This is a genomic window from Flavobacterium sp. W20_MBD1_R3, assembly GCF_052119725.1.
Classification (GTDB): domain Bacteria; phylum Bacteroidota; class Bacteroidia; order Flavobacteriales; family Flavobacteriaceae; genus Flavobacterium.
The window spans coordinates 158936-185679 of sequence record NZ_JBGQOR010000002.1 but is presented as its reverse complement, the minus strand read 5'-3'; the positions used below and the strand labels follow the sequence as shown (position 1 = coordinate 185679).

At 34.3% G+C, this 26744-nt stretch carries 29 protein-coding genes; 20 read left to right on the top strand and 9 right to left on the bottom strand.

The window, feature by feature from the left end:
* The first annotated feature begins 46 nt into the window (after positions 1–46).
* From gcvH to ACEN2F_RS03905, 11 genes are all read left to right on the top strand, one after another.
* Positions 47–427 carry a glycine cleavage system protein GcvH gene (gcvH, locus tag ACEN2F_RS03955; protein WP_441736351.1) on the top strand — a complete coding sequence of 127 codons (381 nt, stop codon included), beginning with the start codon at positions 47–49 and terminating at the stop codon, positions 425–427.
* Complete coding sequence (locus tag ACEN2F_RS03950) at positions 369–791, top strand: VanZ family protein (protein WP_441736349.1); 423 nt, start codon at positions 369–371, stop codon at positions 789–791. The genes gcvH and ACEN2F_RS03950 overlap by 59 nt, the downstream gene beginning before the upstream one ends.
* Positions 792–990: 199 nt before the next feature.
* A complete protein-coding gene (gene deoC / locus ACEN2F_RS03945) occupies positions 991–1734 on the top strand; it encodes a deoxyribose-phosphate aldolase (protein WP_441736346.1) in 744 nt (247 codons plus the stop codon).
* The gene (locus ACEN2F_RS03940; protein WP_441736343.1) at positions 1724–3877 is read left to right on the top strand and encodes a gliding motility protein RemB; all 2154 of its coding nucleotides are present in this window, start codon (positions 1724–1726) and stop codon (positions 3875–3877) included. Before deoC ends, ACEN2F_RS03940 begins: the two co-directional genes overlap by 11 nt.
* Before the next feature lie 104 nt (positions 3878–3981).
* On the top strand, positions 3982–4884 hold the full coding sequence (cyoE, locus tag ACEN2F_RS03935; protein WP_441736340.1) for a heme o synthase: 903 nt from the start codon (positions 3982–3984) through the stop codon (positions 4882–4884).
* Positions 4885–4887: 3 nt separating this feature from the next.
* Complete coding sequence (locus ACEN2F_RS03930) at positions 4888–5475, top strand: cytochrome c oxidase subunit 3 (protein WP_441736337.1); 588 nt, start codon at positions 4888–4890, stop codon at positions 5473–5475.
* A gap of 42 nt (positions 5476–5517) precedes the next feature.
* Positions 5518–6495 (top strand): cytochrome c oxidase subunit 3, encoded by a 978-nt coding sequence (locus ACEN2F_RS03925; protein WP_441736334.1) that lies wholly within the window; start codon positions 5518–5520, stop codon positions 6493–6495.
* 21 nt (positions 6496–6516) lie between these two features.
* On the top strand, positions 6517–6867 hold the full coding sequence (locus ACEN2F_RS03920) for a cytochrome C oxidase subunit IV family protein (protein WP_441736331.1): 351 nt from the start codon (positions 6517–6519) through the stop codon (positions 6865–6867).
* Between the two features lie 79 nt (positions 6868–6946).
* Positions 6947–7588, top strand: coding sequence for a hypothetical protein (locus tag ACEN2F_RS03915; protein ID WP_441736329.1), 642 nt, complete (start codon positions 6947–6949; stop codon positions 7586–7588).
* Positions 7589–7599: 11 nt separating this feature from the next.
* Positions 7600–8286, top strand: coding sequence for an SCO family protein (locus ACEN2F_RS03910; RefSeq protein ID WP_441736326.1), 687 nt, complete (start codon positions 7600–7602; stop codon positions 8284–8286).
* A gap of 1 nt (position 8287) precedes the next feature.
* Positions 8288–8830 (top strand): DUF420 domain-containing protein, encoded by a 543-nt coding sequence (locus tag ACEN2F_RS03905; protein WP_441736323.1) that lies wholly within the window; start codon positions 8288–8290, stop codon positions 8828–8830.
* 9 nt (positions 8831–8839) lie between these two features.
* Here ACEN2F_RS03905 and ACEN2F_RS03900 read toward each other — a convergent pair whose 3' ends face one another.
* On the bottom strand, positions 8840–9004 hold the full coding sequence (locus ACEN2F_RS03900; RefSeq protein ID WP_441736321.1) for a hypothetical protein: 165 nt from the start codon (positions 9002–9004) through the stop codon (positions 8840–8842).
* A gap of 112 nt (positions 9005–9116) precedes the next feature.
* The gene (locus tag ACEN2F_RS03895; RefSeq protein WP_441736318.1) at positions 9117–10526 is read right to left on the bottom strand and encodes a DUF4403 family protein; all 1410 of its coding nucleotides are present in this window, start codon (positions 10524–10526) and stop codon (positions 9117–9119) included.
* 173 nt (positions 10527–10699) lie between these two features.
* Here ACEN2F_RS03895 and ACEN2F_RS03890 point away from each other — a divergent pair, with 173 nt between their 5' ends.
* The 7 genes from ACEN2F_RS03890 (at position 10700) to tsaB (ending at position 18660) form a co-directional block, all read left to right on the top strand.
* Positions 10700–11401 carry an ABC transporter ATP-binding protein gene (locus ACEN2F_RS03890; protein WP_441736316.1) on the top strand — a complete coding sequence of 234 codons (702 nt, stop codon included), beginning with the start codon at positions 10700–10702 and terminating at the stop codon, positions 11399–11401.
* Complete coding sequence (locus ACEN2F_RS03885; protein ID WP_441736313.1) at positions 11394–12638, top strand: ABC transporter permease; 1245 nt, start codon at positions 11394–11396, stop codon at positions 12636–12638. The genes ACEN2F_RS03890 and ACEN2F_RS03885 overlap by 8 nt, the downstream gene beginning before the upstream one ends.
* Positions 12639–12640: 2 nt before the next feature.
* Positions 12641–13906 (top strand): ABC transporter permease, encoded by a 1266-nt coding sequence (locus ACEN2F_RS03880; RefSeq protein ID WP_441736311.1) that lies wholly within the window; start codon positions 12641–12643, stop codon positions 13904–13906.
* 41 nt (positions 13907–13947) lie between these two features.
* The gene (locus ACEN2F_RS03875) at positions 13948–15063 is read left to right on the top strand and encodes an efflux RND transporter periplasmic adaptor subunit (protein WP_441736308.1); all 1116 of its coding nucleotides are present in this window, start codon (positions 13948–13950) and stop codon (positions 15061–15063) included.
* An 81-nt stretch (positions 15064–15144) separates the two neighbouring features.
* Entirely contained in the window at positions 15145–16581 is a 1437-nt protein-coding gene (locus ACEN2F_RS03870; RefSeq protein ID WP_441736305.1) for a TolC family protein, read from the top strand.
* A gap of 6 nt (positions 16582–16587) precedes the next feature.
* Entirely contained in the window at positions 16588–17886 is a 1299-nt protein-coding gene (locus tag ACEN2F_RS03865) for an efflux RND transporter periplasmic adaptor subunit (RefSeq protein WP_441736302.1), read from the top strand.
* A 99-nt stretch (positions 17887–17985) separates the two neighbouring features.
* The gene (gene tsaB, locus ACEN2F_RS03860; RefSeq protein ID WP_441736299.1) at positions 17986–18660 is read left to right on the top strand and encodes a tRNA (adenosine(37)-N6)-threonylcarbamoyltransferase complex dimerization subunit type 1 TsaB; all 675 of its coding nucleotides are present in this window, start codon (positions 17986–17988) and stop codon (positions 18658–18660) included.
* A 131-nt stretch (positions 18661–18791) separates the two neighbouring features.
* Here the strand turns inward: tsaB and ACEN2F_RS03855 are convergent, their stop codons facing one another.
* From ACEN2F_RS03855 to ACEN2F_RS03840, 4 genes are all read right to left on the bottom strand, one after another.
* The gene (locus ACEN2F_RS03855) at positions 18792–19634 is read right to left on the bottom strand and encodes a mechanosensitive ion channel family protein (protein WP_441736296.1); all 843 of its coding nucleotides are present in this window, start codon (positions 19632–19634) and stop codon (positions 18792–18794) included.
* A gap of 80 nt (positions 19635–19714) precedes the next feature.
* Positions 19715–20569: a hypothetical protein gene (locus ACEN2F_RS03850; protein ID WP_441736293.1), complete on the bottom strand. Its 855-nt coding sequence runs from the start codon at positions 20567–20569 to the stop codon at positions 19715–19717.
* 792 nt (positions 20570–21361) lie between these two features.
* A complete protein-coding gene (locus tag ACEN2F_RS03845) occupies positions 21362–21562 on the bottom strand; it encodes a dodecin family protein (protein WP_441736291.1) in 201 nt (66 codons plus the stop codon).
* 108 nt (positions 21563–21670) lie between these two features.
* Positions 21671–22570: a NifU family protein gene (locus tag ACEN2F_RS03840; RefSeq protein WP_441736288.1), complete on the bottom strand. Its 900-nt coding sequence runs from the start codon at positions 22568–22570 to the stop codon at positions 21671–21673.
* Positions 22571–22739: 169 nt separating this feature from the next.
* On the opposite strand from ACEN2F_RS03840, the gene ACEN2F_RS03835 reads away from it, so the two are divergent.
* Entirely contained in the window at positions 22740–23738 is a 999-nt protein-coding gene (locus ACEN2F_RS03835) for a PorP/SprF family type IX secretion system membrane protein (RefSeq protein WP_441736286.1), read from the top strand.
* Between the two features lie 11 nt (positions 23739–23749).
* Entirely contained in the window at positions 23750–24268 is a 519-nt protein-coding gene (locus ACEN2F_RS03830; RefSeq protein ID WP_441736284.1) for a gamma carbonic anhydrase family protein, read from the top strand.
* Between the two features lie 11 nt (positions 24269–24279).
* Here ACEN2F_RS03830 and murI read toward each other — a convergent pair whose 3' ends face one another.
* The 3 genes from murI to ACEN2F_RS03815 form a co-directional block, all read right to left on the bottom strand.
* On the bottom strand, positions 24280–25059 hold the full coding sequence (gene murI, locus ACEN2F_RS03825; RefSeq protein ID WP_441736282.1) for a glutamate racemase: 780 nt from the start codon (positions 25057–25059) through the stop codon (positions 24280–24282).
* A gap of 109 nt (positions 25060–25168) precedes the next feature.
* On the bottom strand, positions 25169–25669 hold the full coding sequence (locus ACEN2F_RS03820) for an OmpH family outer membrane protein (RefSeq protein ID WP_441736280.1): 501 nt from the start codon (positions 25667–25669) through the stop codon (positions 25169–25171).
* A 21-nt stretch (positions 25670–25690) separates the two neighbouring features.
* Positions 25691–26713 carry an OmpH family outer membrane protein gene (locus ACEN2F_RS03815; protein WP_441736278.1) on the bottom strand — a complete coding sequence of 341 codons (1023 nt, stop codon included), beginning with the start codon at positions 26711–26713 and terminating at the stop codon, positions 25691–25693.
* Positions 26714–26744 lie beyond the last annotated feature (31 nt).

Sequence of the window (26744 nt, the reverse complement as noted above, 5' to 3'; positions counted from 1 at the left end):
AGACAAATTTCAAATTAATATTTTAATAATTATCAATTACAATACTATGAACATACCAGCAAATTTAAAGTACACAAAAGATCACGAATGGGTTAGCCTTGAAGGCGATATTGCAACTGTAGGAATCACTGATTTTGCACAAAAAGAATTAGGAGATATTGTATACGTTGAAGTGGAAACTTTAGATCAGACTTTAGAAAAAGATGAGGTTTTTGGAACTGTGGAAGCGGTTAAAACGGTTTCTGATTTATTTCTTCCTATGTCAGGAGAAATTATTGCTTTTAATGACAAATTAGAGAATACTCCTGAAAGTGTAAATTCAGATCCTTACGGCGCTGGGTGGATGGTAAAAATTAAAGTATCAAATAGTGCTGAATTTGATTCGCTTCTTTCAAGTGATTCGTATAAAGAAATTATTGGTGCATAAGCAACTATTTTTGTGGGCAGCTATTGTGTGGGCTGGGATTATTGCCTTTTTTTGTTTAGTACAATTGAATAGCGTTCCTCTTGGGAGTGTGTCTAATATTGATAAATATGTTCATGCCTTTTTTCATTTTGTACTAACGTCTTTCTGTTATTTGTTTTTAAAAAATAAAATGAACAGTTTGAACAATTATAAACCTCTGGCGTTTTCTTTTTTATTCTCCTTCTTTTTTGGAATAGGAATAGAGATTTCACAAGAGTTGTTTACCGCAACCAGACATGCAGATGTATATGATGTTTCGGCTAATGCATCTGGAGCCGTACTTGCCGTTGCAATTGCAGTTTTATTCAATAAAAAAAGAGTTTAAATATAAATCCCACTTCTCGTGGGATTTTATATTTTATAGTCTAAAACAAAATAACTACACGGAATAAGGTTGTTTGTTGGGTAATAAATTTCGTTTTTTTTATTCAACCCAAATAGTACTATTCAATCGCAAACTCATGTACTTTTAAAACGTAATTTTGTCTTTCAGAGTTTGCTATAATTAAGAAATTAAAATCGCTATGGATATCAAGCAATATTTAGATTCGACCTATTTAAAAACTGCGGTGCAGGCAGGTCTCAGTAAAAGTGAAAATACAGTTGTGGCCCGGGGATTTATTCAAGAAGCCATTGAGGAACGCTTTAAACTTATTATGATTCGTCCAAATATGGTTTCATTAGCAAAAAAAATGATTGTTGAGGCGAAATCAAATCTGCAAATAGGAACCGTAATTGATTTTCCAGAAGGTAAATCATCAATAGATCAGAAGCTGATAGAAGCTGCTCAGGCCATAGAAAATGGCGCTGATGACTTGGATTTTGTTTGCAATTATGAAGCCTTCAAAAACAATGAGATCGAATTGGTCAAAGAAGAAATTTTACAGGGTACCCAATTGGGATTAGCCAATAATAAAGTCGTGAAATGGATCATCGAAGTGGCAGCTCTTACTGATAAAGATATTATTCAATTATCAAGTTTGATTAAAAATGTTGTTGTTTCTAATTTTCAGCAAGAATTATTTCCTAAGGTTTTTGTGAAGTCTTCCACTGGATTTTATAAAACAGAAAATAACCTGCCTAACGGAGCTACAATTCCTGCTATAAAAATGATGCTTGAAAATGCGTCGCCATTATCAGTAAAAGCCGCTGGCGGTGTACGAACGTATGATGAAGCTGTTCAAATGATTCAGTTAGGTGTAAAAAGAATAGGAACTTCTGGCGCTAAAACTATTGCAAATGGTCAAAATTCAAATAATGAGTATTAAATTTACAAAGGAATTAAAAATAATAAAGACAGTATTAATCATGTTTTTATTTGCGTGTTCTTTTTATGCAAACGCCCAGGAGCGCACAGTCTTGTTGCAACAACAGGGAAATTCAGCCGAGCGATTTCCTGTTTTTCCAGATTGTGTAAACTTGCAATCTGATGCATTAGAAACTTGTTTTTACAATCAGGTTCAGGATTTTATCTTTGTTAATTTTAAAACTCCAGTGCATTTATCCCAAAATAATTTCGAAGGAGCAGTAAAAATTCTTTTTGAAGTTGACCGTGAGGGTATTTTTAAAGTTATTTATGTTGATGCTGTGGATCAGGATTTGATAAAAGAAACCGGGAGAGTTTTCAGTGCATTTCCAAAAATTCAACCCGCTACTTACAACGGAAACCCTACTTATAATAAATTTACTATGACATTGGCAATCCCTTTAAAAAGTAGGGATGAAGTTGCTGCTGAAACTTTGGCGAAAGCTGAAGTACTGCCTAATAACAAGGAAAAGTTAACCGAATTGGATAGTATCGCTTATGCTAAATTTAACAATCCCGAATTTGAAAGCCATTTGAATGTTCCGTTTTCACATAGTTATTATGCGCAGTTTGATGCTTCGCTAAATCAAGTGGGTAGCAATAATCATACTGCATCAAAGCCATTTACGTATGTAGAAGTTTCAAAATATTATGATTTAAAAGGAGCTAATGAAAAGCTAAAAAAGAATGTTTCGAGCTGGGGGGCCAGAAAATTATGGAACGAGAGTACAGTTGCAATTCAAGGCGAAGACTATTGGTTTACAGTCAACCCAATTTTTGATTTGCAGCTAGGGAAAGCTTCACAAACGGAGGCGTCGTATACTTATGTTAATACAAGAGGGATTAATTTTCGTGGAGGCCTTGGAAAACAACTCAATTTTACTACGACCATTTTTGAAAGTCAAGGTCGCTTTGCAGATTATTACAATCGGTATGCGGAATCCATTAAACCTGACGGCGGTAATCCTGCAATTATACCAGGTATTGGAATTGCAAAGGATTTCAAAACGGATTCGTATGATTTTCCTTTGGCGGAAGCCAATTTGACTTTCGCACCCAGCAAATATATAGATTTGCAATTGGGTTATGGGAGGAATTTTATTGGAGATGGTTACCGATCTTTGCTAGAAAGTGATGGCGCTAGTCCTTACCCTTATTTTAAAATAAACACTAATTTTTGGAAAATAAAATACACTAATACGTATATGTGGCTGAAAGATGTTCGTCCTGATGCTACACTGGAAAGAACCTATTCTACTAAGTTTATGGCCAATCATTATTTGAGTTGGAATGTGTCGAACAGGCTGAATCTGGGTTTTTTCGAATCGGTGATTTGGACCAATACAAATAACCGCGGATTTGACATGAGTTTTGTAAATCCGATAATTTTTTACCGTGCAGTCGAATTTGCTTCGTCAGCACGAACTGGAAACGCACTTTTAGGATTGACTTATAAATATAAATGGTCCAATCAAATTAACCTATACGGACAATTTGTTCTAGATGAATTTTCGCTAGGTGACGTAAAAAAAGGGGATAACAGCTGGAAAAATAAATACGGATATCAACTGGGAGTAAAGTATTTTGATGCCTTTAAGGTAAAAAATCTACTGCTGCAGTTAGAATACAATCATGTTCGGCCTTATGTATATTCTCACAGTTCGCCGATTACCAATTATGGGCACAACAACCAAAGTGTAGGACACCAGTGGGGAGGTAATTTTAAGGAATTTATTGGAATTGCCCGATATCATAAAGGAAGGTATTTTGCTGACGCCAAAGTTACTATGGGAACTCGAGGCTTAGATTTTGACACCGCCGATGATGGTTTTAATTATGGTAGTAATATTTATAAGGATTATGATGAAAACAGACCCTTTGATAGTGGTGTAAAAGTGGGTCAAGGAAATAAAACAACCGTTTTTATTGCTGATTTACAAGGTGGGTATTTAGTCAATCCAGCAACCAACCTAAAGTTTTTTGGAAGTTACATTTACAGAAGTTTTGATCCTTCTAAAAACACAGCAACTACTTTTAATGAAAGTACAAATTGGTTCACTTTGGGGTTGAGAGCGGATATTTTTAATTGGTATTTTGACTATTAATTTCCATTTGAATTTTAATAAACTTTTTTATGAATTGTTTTTTGCCAAATCCCTTTTGATACCCTACTTTTGCAAAAGTTTTACAAAGTAAATCATCTTAAGCATTGAGCACAACACAAAATACCCTTTCATTTAAATCTATCTATATTGATTTCCGCGAAATCACTAAAGCACGTTTAGCAGTTAGTGTCGTGTTTTCGTCAATTGCGGGATTTATGCTTGGTATTTATGATTTGCAATCCTTAGACTGGTTGGTTTTATTGAAATTAGCTGTTGGAGGTTATTGCATGGTAGGTGCATCGAATGCCTTTAATCAAGTAATTGAGAAAGATTTAGATGCGTTGATGGATAGAACTAAAAATCGTCCTGTTCCAACGGGAAGAATGACTCAAACAACTGCTTTGTTAGTGGCCATTGCGCTCACAGTAATTGGTCTTGTGTTGCTTTATACTATCAATTCGAAAACCGCCATGTTTGGTGCTATTTCTATATTTTTATATACAAGTATTTACACCCCTCTGAAAACGATGACCTCGTTGTCCGTTTTTGTAGGAGCTTTTCCGGGAGCAATTCCTTTTATGTTAGGATGGGTTGCAGCCACAGGGGAATTTGGAATAGAAGCAGGGACCTTGTTTTTGATTCAGTTTTTTTGGCAATTTCCGCACTTTTGGGCCATTGGTTGGTTTTTGTATGAGGATTATGAAAAAGCAGGCTTTTTTATGTTGCCAACGGGCAAGAAGGATAAAGGAACCGCATTACAAATCATTTTGTACACTGTCTGGCTTATATTAGCGTCTCTTTTGCCAGTTATTGGGTATACGGGAAGGTTTTTTATAACTCCAATTGCAGCAGTTATTGTATTTTTGTTGGGTATGTGGATGCTTTTTTATGCTGTGCGATTGTATAAATTGCGAACGGCTAAGGCGGCTAAAACATTGATGTTAGTTAGTGTGGCTTATATTACATTGTTACAATTAGTTTATATATTTGATAAATTTTTAAGATAGAGTATGGAAATGATAATGACAGCAGAGGAGCAGAAATCAAGAACGGCAAGATCCTATAAATTGATTTTGTTGTTAGCTATGGTGAGTATGACCATGATGTTTGCAGGGCTAACGAGTGCTTTTGTCGTGAGTAAATCGCGCGCAGATTGGTTAAAAGATTTTCAATTACCAACGGCCTTTTATTACAGTACTATAGTAATTATAGGATGCAGTGTCACTTTTTATTTGGCCAAAAAAGCCATTCAAAAAAACAATCAAACCCAAACAACAACACTTCTTTTAGTTACCTTAGCATTGGGGTTATTATTTGTGTTTTTGCAGTTTGCGGGATTTGGACAAATAGTAGAAAATGGCTATTATTTCACTGGAAGTGGAAGCTCAATCACGACTACTTTCTTGTACGTTGTGACGGTTGTTCACTTGATTCACCTAGCTGGAGGCGTGATTTCATTACTGATTATAATTTATAATCATTTTAAACAAAAATACAATTCATCTCAAACCCTTGGAATAGAACTAGGTGCAATGTACTGGCACTTTCTTGACTTATTATGGGTTTATTTGTTTTTGTTTTTATATTTCTTTAAATAAGAAAAAAACGTAAATTTGGGAACTTTTTAACGAATAACTTTTATGGAAGCGACAGTTACTACTGCAAATAGTGAAGAGAATACTTGGGGAGGCAACAATGAGCCAATGGGAGCTAGTTATGGCAAAATGATGATGTGGTTTTTTATCGTATCGGATGCTTTAACATTCTCAGGATTTTTAGCCGGGTATGGTTTTTCTAGATTTAAATTTATTGAGACATGGCCACTGGCCGATGAGGTGTTTACGCACTTTCCATTTATGCATGGCGTATCTGCTCCCATGTATTATGTAGCATTGATGACTTTTATTTTGATATTTTCATCAGTAACAATGGTTTTGGCCGTTGATGCTGGTCATCAAATGAAAAAAAACAAAGTAATTCTTTACATGTTCTTGACCATTATTGGAGGTTTGATTTTCGTAGGATCTCAAGCTTGGGAATGGAAAAATTTCATTAAAGGGGAGTATGGTGCTATCGAAACTACTGGAGGAAGTTTGCTTCAGTTTGTAGATAAAGACGGCAACAGAGTAGCTTTAGCTGATTTTGCTACGGACCTGCATGAAGAAAGAGTTCAACTTACACCTGATAAAGCGAAATGGTTTATGAGTGAAGGTGCTCTACCTTCCTATTCAGTTGCTGAAGTGCAAGCTGGATTCAAAGCGCATCCTGAACTTTTGATTAGAACGGAAGTTTTGACTGCAGCTAAACAGAAAACAGTTCTCTCAAGAGAAGAGTCATTATCAAGGTTGAGTCAAGCCCATTATGTTGTGGAAGGCGCAAACTTAATTAGAAACGAATATGGCAGTAAATTATTCGCAGATTTCTTCTTCTTTATTACAGGATTTCATGGTTTTCACGTTCTGTCTGGTATCATAATTAATATTATTATCTTTTTTAATGTGTTAATTGGAACTTACGAAAAAAGAAAAAGTTATGAAATGGTAGAAAAAGTAGGTCTTTATTGGCACTTTGTGGATTTAGTTTGGGTGTTTGTTTTCACTGTTTTCTATCTTGTTTAATTTTCAAAAAAAGTAATTATAATGACACACGTACACGAATCTAATATAGGTAGAATCTGGAAAGTATTCGGAATTTTATCTGCGGTTACAATTGTAGAAGTGATATTGGGTATTTTAAAACCTGAAGTATTGCACATGAATAATCTAATGGGGATGAATTTGCTTAATTGGATATTTTATGCACTTACGATTTATAAAGCATATTATATTGTTTATGCATTTATGCACATGGAAGGGGAAAAAGGGAGCTTAAGAAGTTCAGTAGTTTTACCTTTAATTTTTCTGATAATATATTTACTCTTTATTCTTTTAACAGAAGGAGATTATATTCATGAGGTTTTTAAAAATTCTACAATTAAATGGAATTTTTAACACGATATTAATTCAAAAAAAGGGTGCGCATTGCGTGCCTTTTTTTATTTTTGTACTATTAAATAATAGTAGTGTTACAATGAAAAAAAATATTGTTCTTTTTGTTCTTTTTATCTTACCCATCGTTGCATATCTTTTTTTTGCTTCAGGTGTCAATGGTTTTACAAAACTTCCTATTATAACTCCTAGTACCGTTGATTTTGGTGAATGGGCTACTTTAGACGGGAAAGAAGTTAGTTTAAATGGCAAGGTTACGATTTTAGGTTTTGCTGGTAATGATCTTCTTATAAACAGAGGAAACCTATTCAATTTGAATCAAAAAATATATCAAACGTATCATAAGTTTAAAGATGTTCAGTTTGTTGTACTTTGTCCAAAAGGGACAGAAAAAGATGCGAAAAAAGTGGTCGACGCTCTGGGAGCATTTACTGATATGACCCAATGGCGTTTCGTGTTTGCTTCTCCGGAGGAAATTAATGTGTACTACAAGCAATTGAAGTTAAACGAACAACTTGACGAAAAATTGGGGACTCCAAAAGTGTACATTCTTGATAAAAAGCGAAATCTTCGAGGACGCAAATTGGTCAAAAACAATAAAGAAGGGTACAACACTTTTCATCCTGCCGAGCTCAGCAATGAAATGTTAGATGATTTTAAAGTCATCCTGTATGAATATCGTGCCGCGCTAAAGAAAAACAACAACGCGACGAGAAAAATCTAAAGCTATAGTATATGTTTAAAAATAAATCTTACATCGGGATTTCGTTTATAATTTTAGTTTTCGGAATTTATGCGATTCCAAAAATTGTTGAACGAATCAAAAATGATAAAGTGGTTCAAGGCGATCGCTTGGATAGCGTTAGGCCGGCAGTAATTGAGGGTGAAAAGCTCACTAAAATAGGTCCTGCGCCACAATTTGAATTAATTAATCAAGACAACAAGAAAATAACAAATGAAACATACAAAGGAAAGGTTTATGTTTTAGAATTTTTCTTTTCTACTTGTCCCACCATTTGTCCTAAGATGAATGAAAGTATGTTGCTGATTGAAAAAAAATTTTTCGGAAATCCTAATTTCGGAATCGTATCCATAACTATAGATCCGGAGCACGATACTGCAGAGGTCTTGAAGGAGCACGCTGAATTTTTAGGTGTCAAATCTTCTAATTGGAATTTTTTGACAGGAGACAAAGCCTATATTTTTAATTTGGCAAATAAAGGTTTTAATCTGTACGCTGGAGAAAACAAAAATGTAGAAGGTGGTTTTGAGCACTCCGGATTATTCGCCTTGGTTGATAAAAATGGAAATATACGATGTAGAAAAGATGATTTTGGAAATCCCATTTTATATTATGATGGTTTAGATAAAAAAGGAGTTAGAAATATTCAACAAGATATTAATATTTTATTAAAAGAATAAGATGCAAGACAAATCTTTAGAAACGAGATACAACAAGCTAATTATAGCAGTATCAATCATAATACCGGTATTCGTAGCTATTCTTTTTGGAGTAAAATTAAAAGATTTAGGGTACGATGTAGCGCCTCTTACCTTTTTGCCGCCAATTTATGCCACTACGAATGGAATTACTGCCATTCTTTTAGTAGCGGCGGTAATTGCAATAAAAAATGGCAAGAGAAAGTTGCATCAAAGTTTGATGACAGGAGCTATTGCTTTGTCTTTGGCTTTTTTAGTGATGTATGTGGCGTATCACATGACTTCTGATTCTACTAAATTTGGTGGTGAGGGACTTATTAAGTATGTTTATTTCTTCATTCTGTTTACCCATATTATATTATCAATTGCTATTATACCAATGGTTTTATTTACATACGTCAGAGCATTGGCACAAAACTTTGAAAGCCATAAAAAAATAGCTAGAATTACTTTTCCAATTTGGTTGTATGTAGCCATAACTGGAGTAATTGTTTATTTAATGATTTCCCCTTATTATGTATACTAAATTCAAAAGTCAGCTTTCAAAAAATAAGATCAGTACTAGCAAATGGTCTGTTGGTGTAGTAATTGTGTTTTGTACGCTTTTCTCATTCCCTGCTAATGCGCAATGTGCCATGTGCCGTGCTGCATTGACTAGTGAAGGGAATACCACAACGGCAGCGGCTGTAAATGATGGCATCGTCTACTTAATGGTGATTCCTTACCTGCTAGTAGCAGCAATTGGTTACGCGATTTATCGGATGAAAAAAAACAAATCGAGTTAGAGGACGTTTATTATCCTTGCACCATTATTATTGAAGGCCATTTACTGAGACGTCGATGGTCCCTTTTACTTTTAAAAAAGCAATAATGGCTTGGTTGGTTAATTGAATTCTTTGAAATTCAATGGCTGCCATTTTTCCGTTGATGAATACTCCGTGCATTGGAGAATAATTTTTTAAATAAGGCAGCATATTTTTTTGTCCTTCTTCAAGATTATTCTGTAGCGAATATCTACAATGTTCTTCGATTTTACGAAGTACAAATCCTTGTGCAAGCCAACTAGCGCTGCGTAGTAATTTGTTTTTGGTGTCTAAAACATATCCCATTTGATCAAAATAAATTTCTTTAGTTTGCTCGTTATATTTAGGTAAACCTGACAAGTAGACGGTTCCGTTTACAGATCCTGTTAACTCTAGCGCAATAATCATTTTTCCTGCTTTGTGCCAAATGTTGACGTTTTGTACTTGTACTTTCTTAGATCCAGAACCAAATTCCTGTCCAATAAAATTTTTAGTCATGATTTTAGAAGCTTCCTGATAGGTAGAAACAGCAATAATGTTAGCAGTTATGTCTTTTGGTATTTTAGTTACAGGTTTCAGGATGATTTTGGAAGCATTAAATTTTGATTCGGGCTCCTGTCCTATTATGGTTTCCATATTGCATTTCATCCCCATTTCTAGAATAAAATTGTCTTTTTTCAGTACAGCAGTCGTTGAATATATTTCTATGGGTACAATGCGAAGCCAGCTTTTGTACGTTTCACTCAACAAAAAAGGAACGCAAATCTTTTCTAAAGCAGCTAAAACAGTAGGCTTAAAATCCATTGATTTTGCGATAGCTGCATCGATTTTCTTTTCAATTTTCGATTTAAATAATTGTATAGCAGGCGTAATTAGATAGGTAACTGGAACATTTTTTCCAAATACTGTCATTGTGGGACTTTCGTTCCATTCTAAGGATTGTAATTTTGTGACTGTATTCAATTTCCAGTTGGTTAAGCCTACTTCGCTAACTAAGGTGACCACACCATTAAGGTTGAACTCTCGTGTGTCATACAATTCAATTCCCATCTTTTTTGTTCCAATTCGGTATTTTATAACTGCTTTTAGCGGTAAAATGGTTTTTATTTTTTCTCCTGAATTGTCATTATGGTTTATGATGCTTATAGGTGCCAATTTCCACACTTTCATTTCAATGTTGTCGTCTTCAATGTTGTTGTCGTCATAGATCAAGCCGTTCAAGAGCGTGTTGGTTTGGTATTGAATGTCTTTTAATTTGACATTTACAGGCAAGTTGATAAAGGATGCTATGTTCTCGTATATCAAAGGTGTTGCATCATCTGGTTCAGGTTTTAATGCTTCAATTTGATTTGTCGAGGAGCAACTTACAAGCAATAGTACGGAAATTAGTAGGAGCAGGGTTAAGGATTGTTTTGGCATTTATGTTTGGTTTAAAGCAGTAAAATTAATAAAACTATTCTTTTTTAGTATTAAAGTGTAACATTTTCTCATCAACGAAGTCTTATGATTTAAAGCTTTCTAGAAAAACTCCTGATTTGCTTACAAGATTACTTTAGATATTAATAAATGTTTTTTTATAAAATTACCAGATCATGATTGAAATTAAGAACCTGCATAAATCTTATAAAATAGGAAGTTCGGAACTGCATGTTTTAAAAGGAATTAATTTTAATATTAAAGAAGGGGAGCTCGTGGCTATTATGGGTTCATCTGGTTCTGGAAAATCAACGTTATTAAACATACTCGGAATTCTTGACGAGGCTGATTCAGGGAATTATAATCTGGATGCCGTTCCGATAAAAAATTTGAATGAAACTATTGCTTCTAAATACCGAAATCAATTTCTTGGTTTTGTATTCCAATCATTTAATTTAATCAATTATAAAAGTGCTTTAGATAATGTGGCTTTGCCTTTGTATTATCAAGGGATCAAAAGAAAGGAACGAAATGAAATTGCGATGAGTTTTTTAGAAAAAGTGGGTCTCGCTTCGCATTCGCATCATTTGCCAAGTGAACTGTCAGGCGGACAAAAACAACGGGTTGCTATTGCCAGAGCACTGGCGTCTAATCCAAAAGTTTTGCTTGCTGATGAACCTACCGGAGCTTTGGACACTAAAACCTCATATGAAGTTATGGAATTAATTCAAGGGATTAACGATGAAGGAAAAACCATTTTGATAGTGACACACGAACCGGATATCGCCGCTATGTGTAAACGGAATGTGGTTTTAAAAGACGGTTTGATCATTGACGATAAACTAGTGGAACAAGTAAGAGCATCTGCTTATGTTTAATATTGAACGCTGGCAAGAAATTTTTGAGGCTATAGCCAAAAATAAACTGAGAACATTTCTCACGGGAATTTCCGTGGCTTCTGGAATTTTCATCTTGGTGATTCTTCTAGGAGTTGGCAAAGGACTTCAAAATGGGATCGAAAAACAGTTTGAACGGGATGCAGATGGTTTAATTTCAGTTTGGACTGGAACCACCACAAAAGAATTTAAAGGACTAAATCCTGGTAGACAAATTCAATTTAGAAATAGTGATTTTGATATTTCTGTTCAAAAATTTGGAGACCAACTAACGACAAAATCGGCAAATTATATTTTTTGGAGCGGCGTCATGGTTTACGGTAAAGAAACGGGGAACTACAGATACATAGGTGTGTATCCAGATTATCTTGCTGTTGAGAATGCAACCGTTATTCAAGGTCGATTTATTAATGATAATGACTTACTTAATAGCGAAAAAGTAACCGTTATTGGTCAAAAAGTGAAGCTAGATTTGTTTAAAGATAAAAATCCTATTGGCGAACAAATTGTTATTAATACAATTACCTTCAAAGTAGTGGGGGTTTTTACGGATCCTGCCGGAGAAAGAGAGGAATCTCGAGTTTATTTGCCATTAACCACCACTCAAAAAGCCTTTGGAGTAGGAGATAAAATCAGTAATTTAGATTTTACCTTAACTAAAAAAGATACTTATGAGGAAGCTTTGGCGCAGTCCACAAAATTTACCGAAGAATTAGGACAATTATTGAGGAATAAAAACACCATTGCACCGGATGATGAAAGTGCGATAGGAATAAATAATTCTGTTAAAAACGCTAAACAGTTTTATGATTTGAATCTCTATATTCGACTGTTTTTTTGGTGGGTTGGTATTTGCACAATAATAGCGGGAGTCGTAGGGGTAAGTAATATTATGCTGATTATAGTCAAGGAAAGAACTAAAGAAATTGGAATTAGAAAAGCACTTGGCGCCTCTCCGGTTTCTATCATTGGAATGATTTTGCATGAGTCTATTTTTATTACTACTATAGCCGGATTTATAGGTCTTTTGTCAAGTTTGTTATTGCTGGAATTAGTTGGGCCGCGCGTGACCAGCGATTATTTTCTAAATCCGGAAGTTGATTTCAGTATTGCATTGACCACTTTAATCTTGCTAGTGATAGCCGGTGCTTTAGCTGGATTTTTTCCTGCATACAGAGCCGCAAAAATAAAACCAATTGTAGCACTTAGAGACGAATAACTATGTTTGACAGAGATAAATGGGACGAAATTTTAGAGGCTTTGACAGCCAATACCTTCAGGACGATTCTTACTGCGTTTGGTGTTTTTTGGGGAATATTTATTTTGGTAATATTACTTGCCGCAGGAAATGGATTGGAAAATGGCGTTAAAAAAGGGTTTGATGGTATTGCAACAAATACGATGTTCATGTGGTCTCAAACGACTTCAAAACCCTATAAAGGTTTGCCTGCAACGCGCCAATTTAATTTTAAAAATAGCGATGTAGCTGCTTTAAAAGAGAACTTTCCGGATTTATTATATGTCTCACCGCGCAACCAGTTGGGAGGGTATGAAGGAGCAAATAATGTTGTAAGAGGTACAAAAACAGCTGCCTATACTATTTATGGGGATTATCCAGAGCTGATAAAGCAAGAATCAATGGACATTATAAAAGGACGTTTTGTAAACCAGCAAGATATTCTTTTGAAACGTAAAGTTGCGGTAATTGGCCAAGGCGTGATAAGCGAAATGTATGAAAAAGCAGAGGAAGTTATAGGAACTTATATCAAGGTTAACGGGGTAAATTTTATGGTAGTGGGTGTTTATAACTCAAAATCTAGGAATAATGGTGATGCTGAATCTGCTCAAAAAAACATCTTTATGCCTTTTACCACTTTTCAACAAGCGTTTAATTATGGTGATGTAGTAGGATGGATGGCGCTTACCGCTATGGACGGTGCTTCTATCACCGAATTAAAACCGGGAATATTAAATTTTATGAAATCCAGACACTCCATAAATCCAGACGATGATCGGGCAATTGGAAATTTTGACCTGTTTCAAGAATTCAGTAAAGTACAAGGGTTGTTTTTAATTTTAAGATTCATCGCTTACTTTGTAGGTACACTTGTTTTGCTTTCGGGAGTTATTGGTATTTCGAATATCATGCTGATTGTTGTAAAGGAAAGAACGAAAGAAATAGGAATCCGACGAGCATTGGGAGCAACGCCGGGGGCTATCAGGTCGCAAATTTTATCTGAAGCTATTTTCTTGACTATTATTGCAGGAATGTTTGGAATTGCATTGGCAACAGGATTATTGGCTATTGTTAATGTAGTTTTAGATTCGATGCCTAGTGAAGGGATGATGTTTGCTAATCCTAGCGTAGACTTGACCGTCGTTTTTATTGCGCTATTGATCCTAATTGGTTCTGGTTTAGTAGCAGGATTAATTCCAGCACAAACAGCCATAAACGTAAAACCTGTTGACGCTTTGAGAACTGAATAAAGAACAATCAAAAATAAATAATCGATTAAATATTAATAAACATGAAAAAAGGATTAACAGTAACCATTTTAATTACTATTGCACTAGTTTTTTTTGGTGCTTTATATTATTTGTATGCGAAAAATCAAGAATCTCCTATAGTCTTTGAGACCGATAAGGCAGAGGTGAAAACAATTGTAAAAAACACTATCGCAACAGGTAATATTGTTCCCGATGAAGAGGTCCTGATCAAGCCAAATATTTCTGGAATTATAGAAACTGTTTATATCAAAGCAGGAGAAAATATCAAAGCCGGTGATCTAATTGCTAAAATCAAGGTTGTTGCTAATGTTTCTAACTTAAGCAATTCCCAGAATCAAGTGCAAACAAGTAAAATTGCATTGGCTAATCAGGAAAAAGTATTTTTAAGACAAAAAACATTATTTGATAAAGGCGTTATTTCAGCTAATGATTTTGATGCAGCACAATTAGCCTACAAGCAAGCAAAACAAAATTACAGTGCAGCAAAGCAAGGGTATGATATTGTAAAAACGGGAACTACTGCAGGACTTGGTAATTATGCCAACACTTTGATTCGGTCAACTGTCAACGGAATGGTGCTGGATGTTCCAGTAAAAGTAGGGAATCAGGTCATTGAAAGTAATAACTTTAATGAAGGAACAACAATTGCAAGTGTCGCAGATGTAGGGCGAATGATTTTTGTAGGTAAAATTGACGAATCAGAAGTGGGTAAAATAAAAGAAAAATTGCCTATCGAAATTACAATTGGAGCTATAGAAAATAAAAAATTTGATGCAATATTGCAATATATTGCGCCAAAAGGTAAAACCGAAAATGGAGCCATTCAATTCGAGATTAAAGCATCTTTGGACAATGATGACAACACTTTTATCCGTGCTGGTTTGAGTGCAAATGCTTCAATAATTCTTGAAAAAGCAGATAAAGTTCTGGCGTTGAAAGAGTCTCTGATTCAATTTGACAAGAAAACACAAAAACCTTTTGTAGAAGTTGAAACAGGAACCCAAAAATTTACTAGAAAAGATATAGTTCTGGGTGTCAGCGATGGCATATATGTTGAGATTAAAAGTGGTATTAAAATCTCGGATAAGATTAAAGTTTGGAATCAAGGCTTACAGAGTGAAGAGGTGAAGCCGTAAATTTGTACCTAAAAAGAAAAGCAGTTTTTTAAAAAAAGTTAAATATGTGTAGTACCTTTGTTACACTTTCATCCTAATTATATGAAAAAAAATAGTTATATCAGTTTCGTTTTTATCACACTGTTTAGTTTGTCTATGCAGGCTCAATCCAAAAAATGGACACTTGAGGAGTGCGTGACGTATGCCATTCAAAACAATATTTCCATCAAGCAATCTGAATTAGATAGTAAAACAGCTCTAATTGATAAAAAAGGAGCCATTGGAAATTTTCTGCCTTCCTTGAATGCAAATGCATCACATTCCTGGAATATTGGTTTGAATCAGGATATTACAACAGGACTTTTGCAGAACCAAACGACGCAGTTTACATCGGCTGGAGCTAATGTTGGAGTTGATATTTATAAGGGGTTGCAAAATCAAAATGCACTTCGAAGAGCTAATCTTTCAATTGTAGCCGCTAAATACCAATTACTCAAAATGCAGGAGGATATTGCACTGAATGTTGCCAATGCTTTTTTACAGGTTCTTTTTAACAAAGAGAATTTAAAAGTCCAAAAGCAACAATTGGCAATCAATGAAAAACAATATACACGATCTGAAGAATTAGTTAAAGCGGGCTCCATTCCTCGTGGAGATTTATTGGATATCAAAGCTACCGTAGCATTGAACAATCAAAATGTTATTGCCGCAGATAATGCATTATTAATTTCTAAATTAAGTTTATCCCAGTTATTACAATTAAACGATTTTGAAAATTTTGATGTAGTGGACGATACTGATATTAGAGATGAAAATAATATCATGGCACAAACACCTAATGCGATCTATGATAAAGCTTTAGAGGGTAGAACAGAATTGAAAATTGCCAAAACAAATCTAGAAATTGCACAAAAAGATCTTGAAATTGCGAAAGGAGCTTTTCAACCTACTTTAAGAGGGTTTTATAACTTTAACTCAAGAGTTGCCTATAGCGACAGAATTATTGGTGTTATTCCAAATACTTTAAACCCTACTTCGACCGTTGGTTTTGTAGAAGGTACTAATCAAAATGTTTTGAGCAATAATTTCTCTCCGGTATTAGGGAATCCTCCGCCGTTTTTTGATCAATTTAGTGATAACAAAGGACAGTCTTTTGGAATACAGCTTTCAGTTCCTATTTTTAATGGATTTTCTGCAAGAAATAATGTTGAGCGTTCTAAAGTAAATTTAGAACGATTCAAGATTGCTGTTGAGCAACAAGATTTAGATTTGCAGCGAAATGTTTTTACTGCGTTTACAGATGCTAAAGGCGCACTCAATGCTTACGAATCCGCAGTTGTAGCGCTTGAAGCACGACAAGGTGCTTATGATTATGCCAAGGAAAAGTATGATGTGGGCTTAATGAATTCATTCGATTTTAACCAATCGCAAACTTTACTGACAAATGCCCAATCAGAAATTATCAGAACCAAATACGATTATATTTTTAAAATCAAAATATTAGAATTCTATTTTGGAATTCCACTTATCAAATACTAATTTATTATGTCAAAAAAAACAATTTATATCATATTAGGTGTTTCGGTAGCAGTTATTGTATTGTTAGTAACACTTTCTAAAGCTGGAATTATTGGTAATAAAGACCAAGGAACAGAAGTTGAAATAGCCCAAGTTAGTCCTTCAACTATAATTGAAACGGTATCTGCTACAGGGAAAATTCAACCAGAAATTGAAGTTAAAATTTCATCAGAGGTTTCAGGGGAAATTATCTCTTTGAATGTAAAAGAAGGACAAGCGGTTAAGAAAGGAGATTTATTGGTCAAGATAAATCCTGATTTGTACACTTCAGGATACAATCGTTCGGTTTCTAATTTGTCAGGTACAAAAGCGGCATTGAGTCAGGCAGATGCTTCTTTTAGAGAATCCAAATCAAATTATGACAGGAACAAAACATTATTTGAGAAAGGCATTATTTCAAAATCAGATTGGGATAAGGCAGTTGCTTCCTATGAAGTTGCTAAAGCATCAAAGCAGACCGCTTATTTTAATGTTCAAAGTGCTTCGGCAACTGTAAACGAGGCCAAAGATAATCTAGGGCGTACTACTATTTATGCACCCGCTGATGGAACCATTTCAGTGCTCAACGTTGAGCTGGGTGAGCGCGTTTTAGGTACGCAACAAATGACAGGAACGGAGATATTGAGAGTAGCAAACTTAAATAATATGGAAGTGGAAGTTGATGTCAATGAAAATGATATTGTAAAAATTAAAGTGGGAGATGAAGCAAATGTGGAGGTAGATGCCTATTTGAAGAAGCAGTTCAAAGGGATTGTAACCAGTATTTCTAATTCGGCCAGTTCAGCTTTGACAGCCGATCAGGTGACTAATTTCAAAGTGAAAGTAAGAATCTTGAAAGAATCCTATGAAGATTTATTAGAAGGAAAGCCAGAAACGTACTCTCCTTTCAGACCGGGAATGACAGCAACAGTTGATATTATTACCGATACAAAAACCAATATACTGACAGTGCCTATTAGTGCTGTTGTTATAAAATCAGATACGGCCGCAGTAAAAGAGATAAAAGTGGCAGATCCTAGCGAAGAACAAAAAGAGGCTGCACCCAGAAGTGATAAGAAATACGAATGTGTATTTGTAAAAGTAGGTGATAAAGCAAAGATTAGAGTGATCAAAACCGGTATTCAAGATGATGCTAATATAGAAGTTTTGACTGGTCTTAAAAAAGGAGATGTAGTTATTACAGGGCCTTACTCTACCGTTGCTAAGGAATTGAATTCAGGAGATAAGGTGATGCTGAAGACAGACAAAGAAAAGAAGAAAAAATAAAATTGTGAAGGATGATTACTAACATAAAGTGAATCATTTAAAAATAAAATAAATGTAAAGGTTTCAAAAGAAACTTGGAACCATAAAACCTTAAACGCCTTGTCTTACATTCTCAACATTGAAACCGCCACTAAAAACTGTTCAGTTGCTCTTGCAAAAGAGGGGCAAACGATTCTCTGCAAAGAAATAGCAGAAGAAGGATATTCGCATGCGGAACGACTGCACGTTTTTATTGAGGAAATTATCAAAGAAGCTGGAATTACACTTCAGGATTTATCCGCTATTGCCGTAAGCCAAGGACCAGGTTCTTATACCGGTTTGCGAATTGGAGTTTCGGCAGCAAAAGGCCTTTGTTATGCACTAGATATTCCTTTGATTGCTATTGATACGTTACAAGTTTTGGCCTCACAAGTAACGGTTTCTAGCGGATTGATTATTCCAATGATTGATGCCCGAAGAATGGAAGTGTATAGTGCTGTTTTTAATCCCAATTTAGAAAAAAAACGAGAAGTTTGTGCCGAAATTATAACGGAAAATTCATTTGAGGAAGTACAAGAAACAGTCTATTTTGTTGGGGATTGTGCCGAAAAATGCAAGTCGGTTTTGACTAAAAAAAACCACAATTTCTTAGAGCATGTCAAATATCCTTCTGCAAAGGAAATGAGTATGCTAAGTTACCATAAGCTCAAAACAAGCGATACTGTTGATGTCGCTTATTTTGAGCCTTATTATCTTAAAGATTTTATGATCACTACCCCAAAAAAACTAGCTTAACTTTTTTAGTAGCTATTTTGTAAAATTAACTTGTTGGAATGAGCACTTATAATGTTTAGATCTCTCCTTGTGATACTCCTTTTTGAGAAAGAGATTGAAGGCTGCTTTATAGAACCTTAATTTCTTTGTTCTTATTTTTCAGTACCATCATTATTCTTTTTTGACGATTCTTTTACATACGGTTGGATAACAATTCCGGCAGAATCAAAGGCTTGTTTGCAGTTTTCTAATGTGTCGGCATAAACGCCCCAAAAATCTTCGTTTTTAGCCCAAGGTCTGACTGCTAGTTGTATGGCGCTATCTGTGAGGTTTTTTACTGATACTTCAGCAGCTGGTGTTGTGAGGACTTTTGGATTACTCTTTAAAACGGCCGTGATCATTTCTCGGGCTTTTTTAATATCAGTATCATAAGAAATAGCAATTGTCAAATCAGCTCTTCGGATCATTTCTAAAGAATAATTAATGATATTTCCATTTGATAAAGATCCGTTGGGTATAAAAATAGTTTGATTGTTGGCAGTAATTAATTTTGTTACAAATATTTGTATTTCGTTAACAGTTCCAATAACTCCTTGTGCTTCTATCGTATGGCCAACTTTGAATGGTTTAAAGAGAATAATCAGCATGCCGCCTGCAAAATTAGAGAGTGATCCTTGTAGCGATAGGCCAACGGCGAGTCCCATTGCACCAAGAATAGCCACAAAAGAAGAGGTTTCAATTCCTAATTTTGAGATGAATGATACAAACAAGATGATTCGCAAGACCCAAAGTAAGATGTCTGCCAAGAATTTTGTCAATGTAGGGTCTAAATTCCTTTTTACCATTATTCTTCTGATAAATCTATTGATCAGGCGGATGATGTAAAGTCCTGTAAATAGTATGACAAAAGCAGAAATTAATTTTGGAGAATAATCAAGTAATACTTTTAGAAAAGTGTTGGCATAACTCGAAAGTTGATCTGGATCTAAAATCATTTTTTATAATAAAAAACCTTCTCATAAGGAGAAGGTTACGTTAGAATGGCTAAAATACAAATAATTTATTTTTTAATAAATTAATCGGCGTCTTCTTCTATTTTATTTAGGTTTTCTTTTGCAATTTTTTGAATTTCTTCGTTATTATCTTCAAAGGAACCTACTTGTTTCTGATCAATGTCTATCATCTCAGAAGAGTTTGCTTTTAGTTCATTTGCCGTTTCTTCTAATTTTTCAGCAGTTTCCTCGGTTTTATCTTTCAGTGTTTCAATAATTTCAGCAGCTGTGTCCTTTACCTCGGAGGCTGTGTTTTCTATTTTGGCAGCCGTGACGTCCGTTTTATATTTTAGTGTTTCAACAACTTCGCTAGCTGTGTCTTTTATTTTCTCATGCGGAACATCCATCTTATCTTGCATTACGTCAACAACTTCAGACACGGTTGTTTTTGCTTGATTCACTAAATCATTAGTTTTGTCAGTAGTTGTATCAGCTTTTTCTTTTACGGTTTCAACAATTGTAGCAGGAATTATTTTTTTTTCAAGTGCTAAATCTGTTGTTTTGTCTGCCATTTCGTCCTTCTTTTCTTTTATACTGTCCATTAAGTTCCCCAGAGCATCTCCTGCTTTTGAGGAGTAGTTTTGTACTGCTTCTTTAGTCTGGCCAGCAATATTCTCCACTTTCTCTATAATTGGTTCAGCTGTTTCTTTGGCTTTTTCAAAAGTGTCTTCGGCTAAAATCTCTGCTTTTTCAAGGTAAGGTGTGGTGCTTTCTTTGGCTTTTTCAAAAGTTTCCGTTGCAAAAGTTTCTGCTTTTTCCAGATACGGTGCAGCAGTTTCTTTGGCTTGTTCAAAACCAGTTTCTGCTTTGGCCGCTAATTCACTGGTAGTTTCTTTGGCTGAGCCAAATAATTTTTTAAAAAATGATACTAGTCCCATGGTGTTTTATTTGATTTGTCTCACAATAATACTCATTTTTTTCTAAGATCGCTTTAATAAATCATTAATAATTTGTTGATAATCATTATTTTACAATAAAAAAACTTTATTTAGTAACTAGTTAGCCAGCTTTCTTGATGAGGAAAGCTAGAATCTAAAATAGAAATTTTACTAGTTTTGGTGTTTTAGTCAGAACCAAATAATGAAAACTATCTTTTTTATTTTGTTGCAAGAAGCTGCAGTCAGTGATTTTAAATCTACTAATTCTAAGATTTAAATTAACTAATTCAAGACTAAATTTATCAAATTGGAGAATGTTTGATGACGAGTGCTGTTAAAATGAACAGGTTTTTAGTTTTTCTGTAAATTTCTTTGCAGCAGTAATTATTACGGAATTGCTCAATAGATGTAGCTGTTGCTATTGCAGGATTGATATTTAAATTATGATGTCATTAGTTTCGCAATTACTGCTTTTGTCGTTTATTGAAAAGCGATACACTGCTTTGCAAACCAATAATAGATGCCGGAATTAGTGTACAATGACGTGCTTTTCTTTTGTTTGGTGGTTGTCATTATTTTGAATTTGAAGTTTTTTAATGTGGTTGCGTGTTTTAATACGATTAAAGATGGATTTAAAGGTCATTTATTCTTGAAAATTGTTTTTAGCCCTGGTAGTAGTGGAAATCCTTTTCCTTTTTTCTTTAAAAGGAAAAGATTGCAACGAATAACGGGAAATAGCTCCAAAAAAAAAGCGTTTCTAGTGAAACGCCTTAATTCTATTACACTCCTTCTTTACTCGAGTTCGAATGTTAATTTGAGATTTACTCGAAATTCTGTTATGGAGCCATCACTGACTTTGGCACTTTGCTCATGAACGTAAACGGAGCGGATGTGCTTGATAGATTGAGAAGCTTTAGCTACTCCTTTTCTCGTGGCATCTTCCCAACTTATTTCTGAACTGCACAGTATTTCAATTACTTTTAATGTTGACATGATTTCTAGGTGTTAAGTTAAGTATTAAATATACCACATTATTTTAAAATTTCATTCTTAAAACGTGTCTTTTTTAAACTTAAACAATTGAAAATCATTGTTTTGAGATTAAGCGTTTATAGCTTCTACTTTGATGCTTTCATCATTTAGCATGCTTTTTAGCATATTTTCAATACCACTTTTTAGTGTAAATGTTGATGATGGGCAACCACTACAAGCACCTTGTAAAACCACTTTCACGGTTTTATCAGTTTCATTGTACGACTCAAAAGCTATATTTCCGCCATCAGCTTGCACTGCAGGTTTTACATATTCTTCTAATATATTGATGATTTGTTGTGATGTGATATCCAGCGTATCAAATTCCTTTACCTTTGTTTTTTCTTCTGCAGCTACCGTGGCGATGAAATTTTCATCTAAGACTGTTCCTCCATTTTCTATGTATTGTTTGATAAAACTTCTTAATTCCAGTGTTATTTCCTGCCATTCATTGATTTCATATTTAGTTACAGAAATGTAATTTTCATCAATAAAAATTTCTTTTACATACGGAAATTTGAATAGCTCCTTTGCCAATGGAGAAGCTCCTGTTTGATCAATGTTTTTGAATTCGATAGCATTTTTTGTTAGCATTTTGCTTACTACAAACTTCAAAGCTGATGGATTGGGTGTGGTCTCTCCGTAAACAGTTACCGGTTGTTTCTTAGACTTGTTTTCTTCAATGGTGATTATTGTTCCGCCGTCTGCAACAAATTTTTCTATTTGTTCTGCTACCGCATCTTTGACATCATCCCATTCTACAATATTATATTTTTCAATAGCAATGAAATTTCCTGATATATAAATCGTTTTCACGAAAGGAAGGTAGAACAATTGTTGTGCTAATGGAGATGTTTTGGCTTCATCTATATTCTTAAATTCAAAACTTTCATTTTCTGTGATGAAATCTTGAAATTCAAACTTTAATATCGTTGGGTTTTGTGTCTCTTTTATGGTGATTTTGCTCATGACTTTTCAGTTTTTTACAAATTTACTAAAGTTATTTTGTACGAATAACTATATTTGATTTTTTAATGAATAAATTAACTTTAATTTACTTATTTGACTTGGCTTGTGCCTTTTTTTTATAAATTTATATTGTTTTTGGATTGTATTCATTTTACTAAAAAGTATTTAAATGTATTATAAAATTAGATTTCTAGCCATTCTTTTTTTTATCTGTCATAATTCCTTTTCACAGGAAGGAATTCCAGTGTATTCAGATTACCTCTCAGATAATTATTATTTGATTCATCCTTCAATGGCTGGAGCTGCAAATTGTGCCAAAATTAGGTTAACGGGTCGCAAGCAATGGTTTAGTCAAAATGATGCTCCCGAATTGCAAACCATAAGCTTTAACGGTAAAGTGGGCGAAAAAGCTGGTGCTGGGGTTATTCTATTCAATGATAAAAACGGATACCATTCTCAAAAAGGTATAAAACTGACTTATGCGTATCACCTTATGTTTTCTCGAGATGAACTTGATTTAAATCAATTGTCTTTCGGGATTAGTGGTGGTTTGATACAGAGTCAATTAGATGAAACTGAATTTCTTCAATCAGGTGATTTTGATCCAATTATTGATGGGACCGTAGTTCAAAAAGATTCCTACTTCAATGTTGATATAGGGGCTTCCTATAACTTTTTAGATTTTTATGCGCATGCAACCGTAAAAAATGCAATTGAAACACGTAGAGAAATTTATACAGAATATGAAAGTGATAATTTAAGGAAATACCTGTTCAGCGCCGGTTATGTTTTTGGTGATTCAGATAAAATATTATGGGAACCATCTGTTTTGTTTCAAATGGTGGATAAAACCAAAGAGAAATCAATAGATATTAATTTGAAGGCCTACAAGAATTTAGATTTCGGAAAAGTGTGGGGTGGATTGTCTTATCGAAGAAGTTTTGATGGAGCTGAATACTTGGATGGCAATACAGTTGCCAAACAAAAATTACAATATATCACACCAATAGTGGGTGTAAATTTTGATCAATTTATGGTGGCTTACACTTATTCTCAGTTGACTGGAGCAGTGAAATTTGATAATGGAGGATACCACCAAATTACACTTGGAATTGATCTTTTCTGCAAGCCTGTTAAATACGATTGTGATTGTCCCGCAATTAACTAATTATTTTTTTTATGCTTATTAAATCTGTAAACGGTAAATCACCGTTAATTCCCGAGGATTGTTACGTTGCTGAAAATGCGACAATTGTTGGAGATGTCTCTTTTGGCGCTAATTGTAGCGTTTGGTTCAATGCTGTTATTAGAGGTGATGTTAATTTTATTAAAATTGGAAACAAAGTCAATGTTCAGGATGGCGCGATCATACATTGTACATACAAAAAACACGCTACGATTATTGGTAATAACGTGTCTATTGGTCATAATGCAATAATTCACGGCTGCACAATTCATGATAATGTGCTTATAGGTATGGGGGCAATTGTGATGGATAACTGTGTTGTTGAAAGTAACTCGATAGTTGCCGCTGGAGCTGTTGTTACTCAAAACACAGTTGTAAACTCAGGGACAATTTGGGCTGGTGTTCCAGCCAAAAAATTAAAAGAGATTGATCAATCTAATTTTGCAGGCGAAATCGATCGTATTTCTAATAATTACGTCATGTATTCCAGTTGGTTTAAAGAGGAAGAATAGAGGTGACTATTTTAGAATTCTTTTTCTTCAACCATAAATTCAACTCCTAAAAATTCCTTTAAAACTTTTGGATTTGTATTGGTATAAAAAATCGGCTGATTGTCCTCCGCTTCGGAAAAACCTACCTTTTCTCGTAATATGTTTTGTGTTTGTTTGGCAACAGCTTCCCCGGAATCTATAATTTGAATGTGCGCTGGTAATATCTTTTTGATCTGCGGAATCAGATATGGAAAATGACTGCATCCTAGCACTAAATAATCAATATTGGCCTGTATCATTGGATCTAGATAAGAGTGGAGCAGGTGGGTCATTTCAGGTGAGTTGATAGCCCCATTTTCAATCAATTGAACCAATCCATGTCCTACTTGTTCAATTATTTTTACGTCTTTGTATTTTGCAGCATTTATATGAAAGAGCTCGCTGTTTAATGTGCCTTGCGTTGCTAGGATTCCTATAATTTGTGTTTTTGAATTCGTTACCGCCGGTTTTATTGCGGGTTCTATTCCTATAAATGGAATGTCGTATTTAGCACGTAGCTCTTGAATGGCATTTGTGGTGGCAGTATTGCAGGCAACAACAATTAATTTGCAATTCATTTTAAGTAGAAACTCTATGTTTTTAATACTCAAGGCAATAATTTCTTCCTTTGTTTTTTGTCCATAAGGAGCATTTTTGCTATCTGCAAGGTATATGGTTTTCTCTTTTGGAAGTAGTGCGTGGATCTCTTTCCAAATAGAGGTTCCGCCTATCCCTGAATCAAATATTCCTATAGGTTGATTGTTACTTTTCATATAAACAAAGTTACATGCTACGATTTAAAATTCCTATGATTTGGGTTAAACAAAAAACTGCTCCAGCCTAATAAAAGGGGAGCAGTTTTTTTTAAGAAATTTGGTTCTTTTAGAAACCTAAATCTTTTTTTACATCCATAGTCAAGTTTGGACCATCAGCAAGTAAAAGAGTAGAGCCATCTAAGACATATTGGTATCCTTTTGCTTTACCTACTTTTTGGATAGAAGCTCTCACTTTTTCCATTAATGGTTTTACGATATCAGATTCTTTTTGTTGCAATTCTTTTTGAGCATTGTCTCTGTAATCAACAATTCTTTTTTGCATGTCCTGAACTTCTTTTGAACGTTCTGTGTTGATAACTTCAGTAACTGTTGCTGCTTCTGCCTCGTATTTTTTTAATTTCCCTTGGTATTCATCTACCATTTTTTTGTATTCTGTGTCATACGTTGTACTCAATTTATCTAATTGTTTTTGAGCATCTAACATTGCAGGCATTTTTGTCATAATTTCACTAACATCAACATGAGCTGTTTTAGTTTGTGCATTCATTGTTTGATTCGCTCCTAATATAAAAAGAGCAGCAATTAATAGAGTTTTGATTTGTTTCATCGTTTTTAAAATATTTAGTAATTAATTATTGTTTGTATTTTCTTTTAATTTTTCTTCTCTCGCTTTTTTAAGAGCTTCTCGATCTTCTAGTATTTTTTTTCTTCTTTCTTCTAAAACTTTTTTGCGGTCTTCAATGACTTTTCTACGTTCTTCTAAAGTTTTTGCTCTGGCATCAGCTTGTTTTTGTTTTGCTACTTCAACAGCTTCTTTCGCTAAGTCTTTGTTTAGATCTTGTACGGATTGTGTTGTTGTAGTATCATTTGCTGTAGCATTTGCAGAAACCGTGCCATTTTTTTTAGCTGCTCTGTCAGCTATAATTTGTTTTCTTTTATCATCAAATTCTTTTTTCCTTTGCTCTTGAAGCACTTTCCTATCTTCTATTACTTTATCTCTGGCTGCTTTTCTTTCATCTAAAATTTTTTGTCTTTCAGCTAAAGCAGGATTTGAATCTAGCGCGTCTTCCTTTTTTTCTCTGGCCTCTTCAATTTGCAGTTGTTTTTTGGTCAGTTGTTCTCTTTTTTCTACTCGGTTTAAAACACGCAACACTTGCTCGCTGACATCAAATCTTTTCGCAGCAAATAACATGGTTAGGTCCGAGGCTTTGTCAAATATGAAGTCATATTTTTGCGTTTCAGCAATATCTTGAACAGCAGTAAAAATTTGATCTTGAATAGGCTTTACCAGAATAGACTTTTGGTTAATCAAATCGCCGTTAGGTCCAAATCTTTTTTGCTGATACTCTAAATTTTCATTTTCAAGAAAACTAATTTCTGTTTCTCTTTCACTAATAAGTTCTTTAGTCAATAAAGCTTTTTCTGCTTTTAATGCATCTTTCAGTTTATTGATTTCAATTTTTTTAGTTTCAATTTCTAGTTTCCATTTTTGAGTTTTTTGCTCTAATTGAACTTGTGCTTCGGTATAATTTGGAACATTTTGTAAAATGTATTCCATATCAATATAGCCCAATTTAGTCCCTCTAGTTTGCGCATGTATCGTATGTGCAACTGCTAAAATTAAAAATAGATATAAAAATTGTTTTCTCATGTGTTACCTTATTAGAAAATCTTAAATCAAT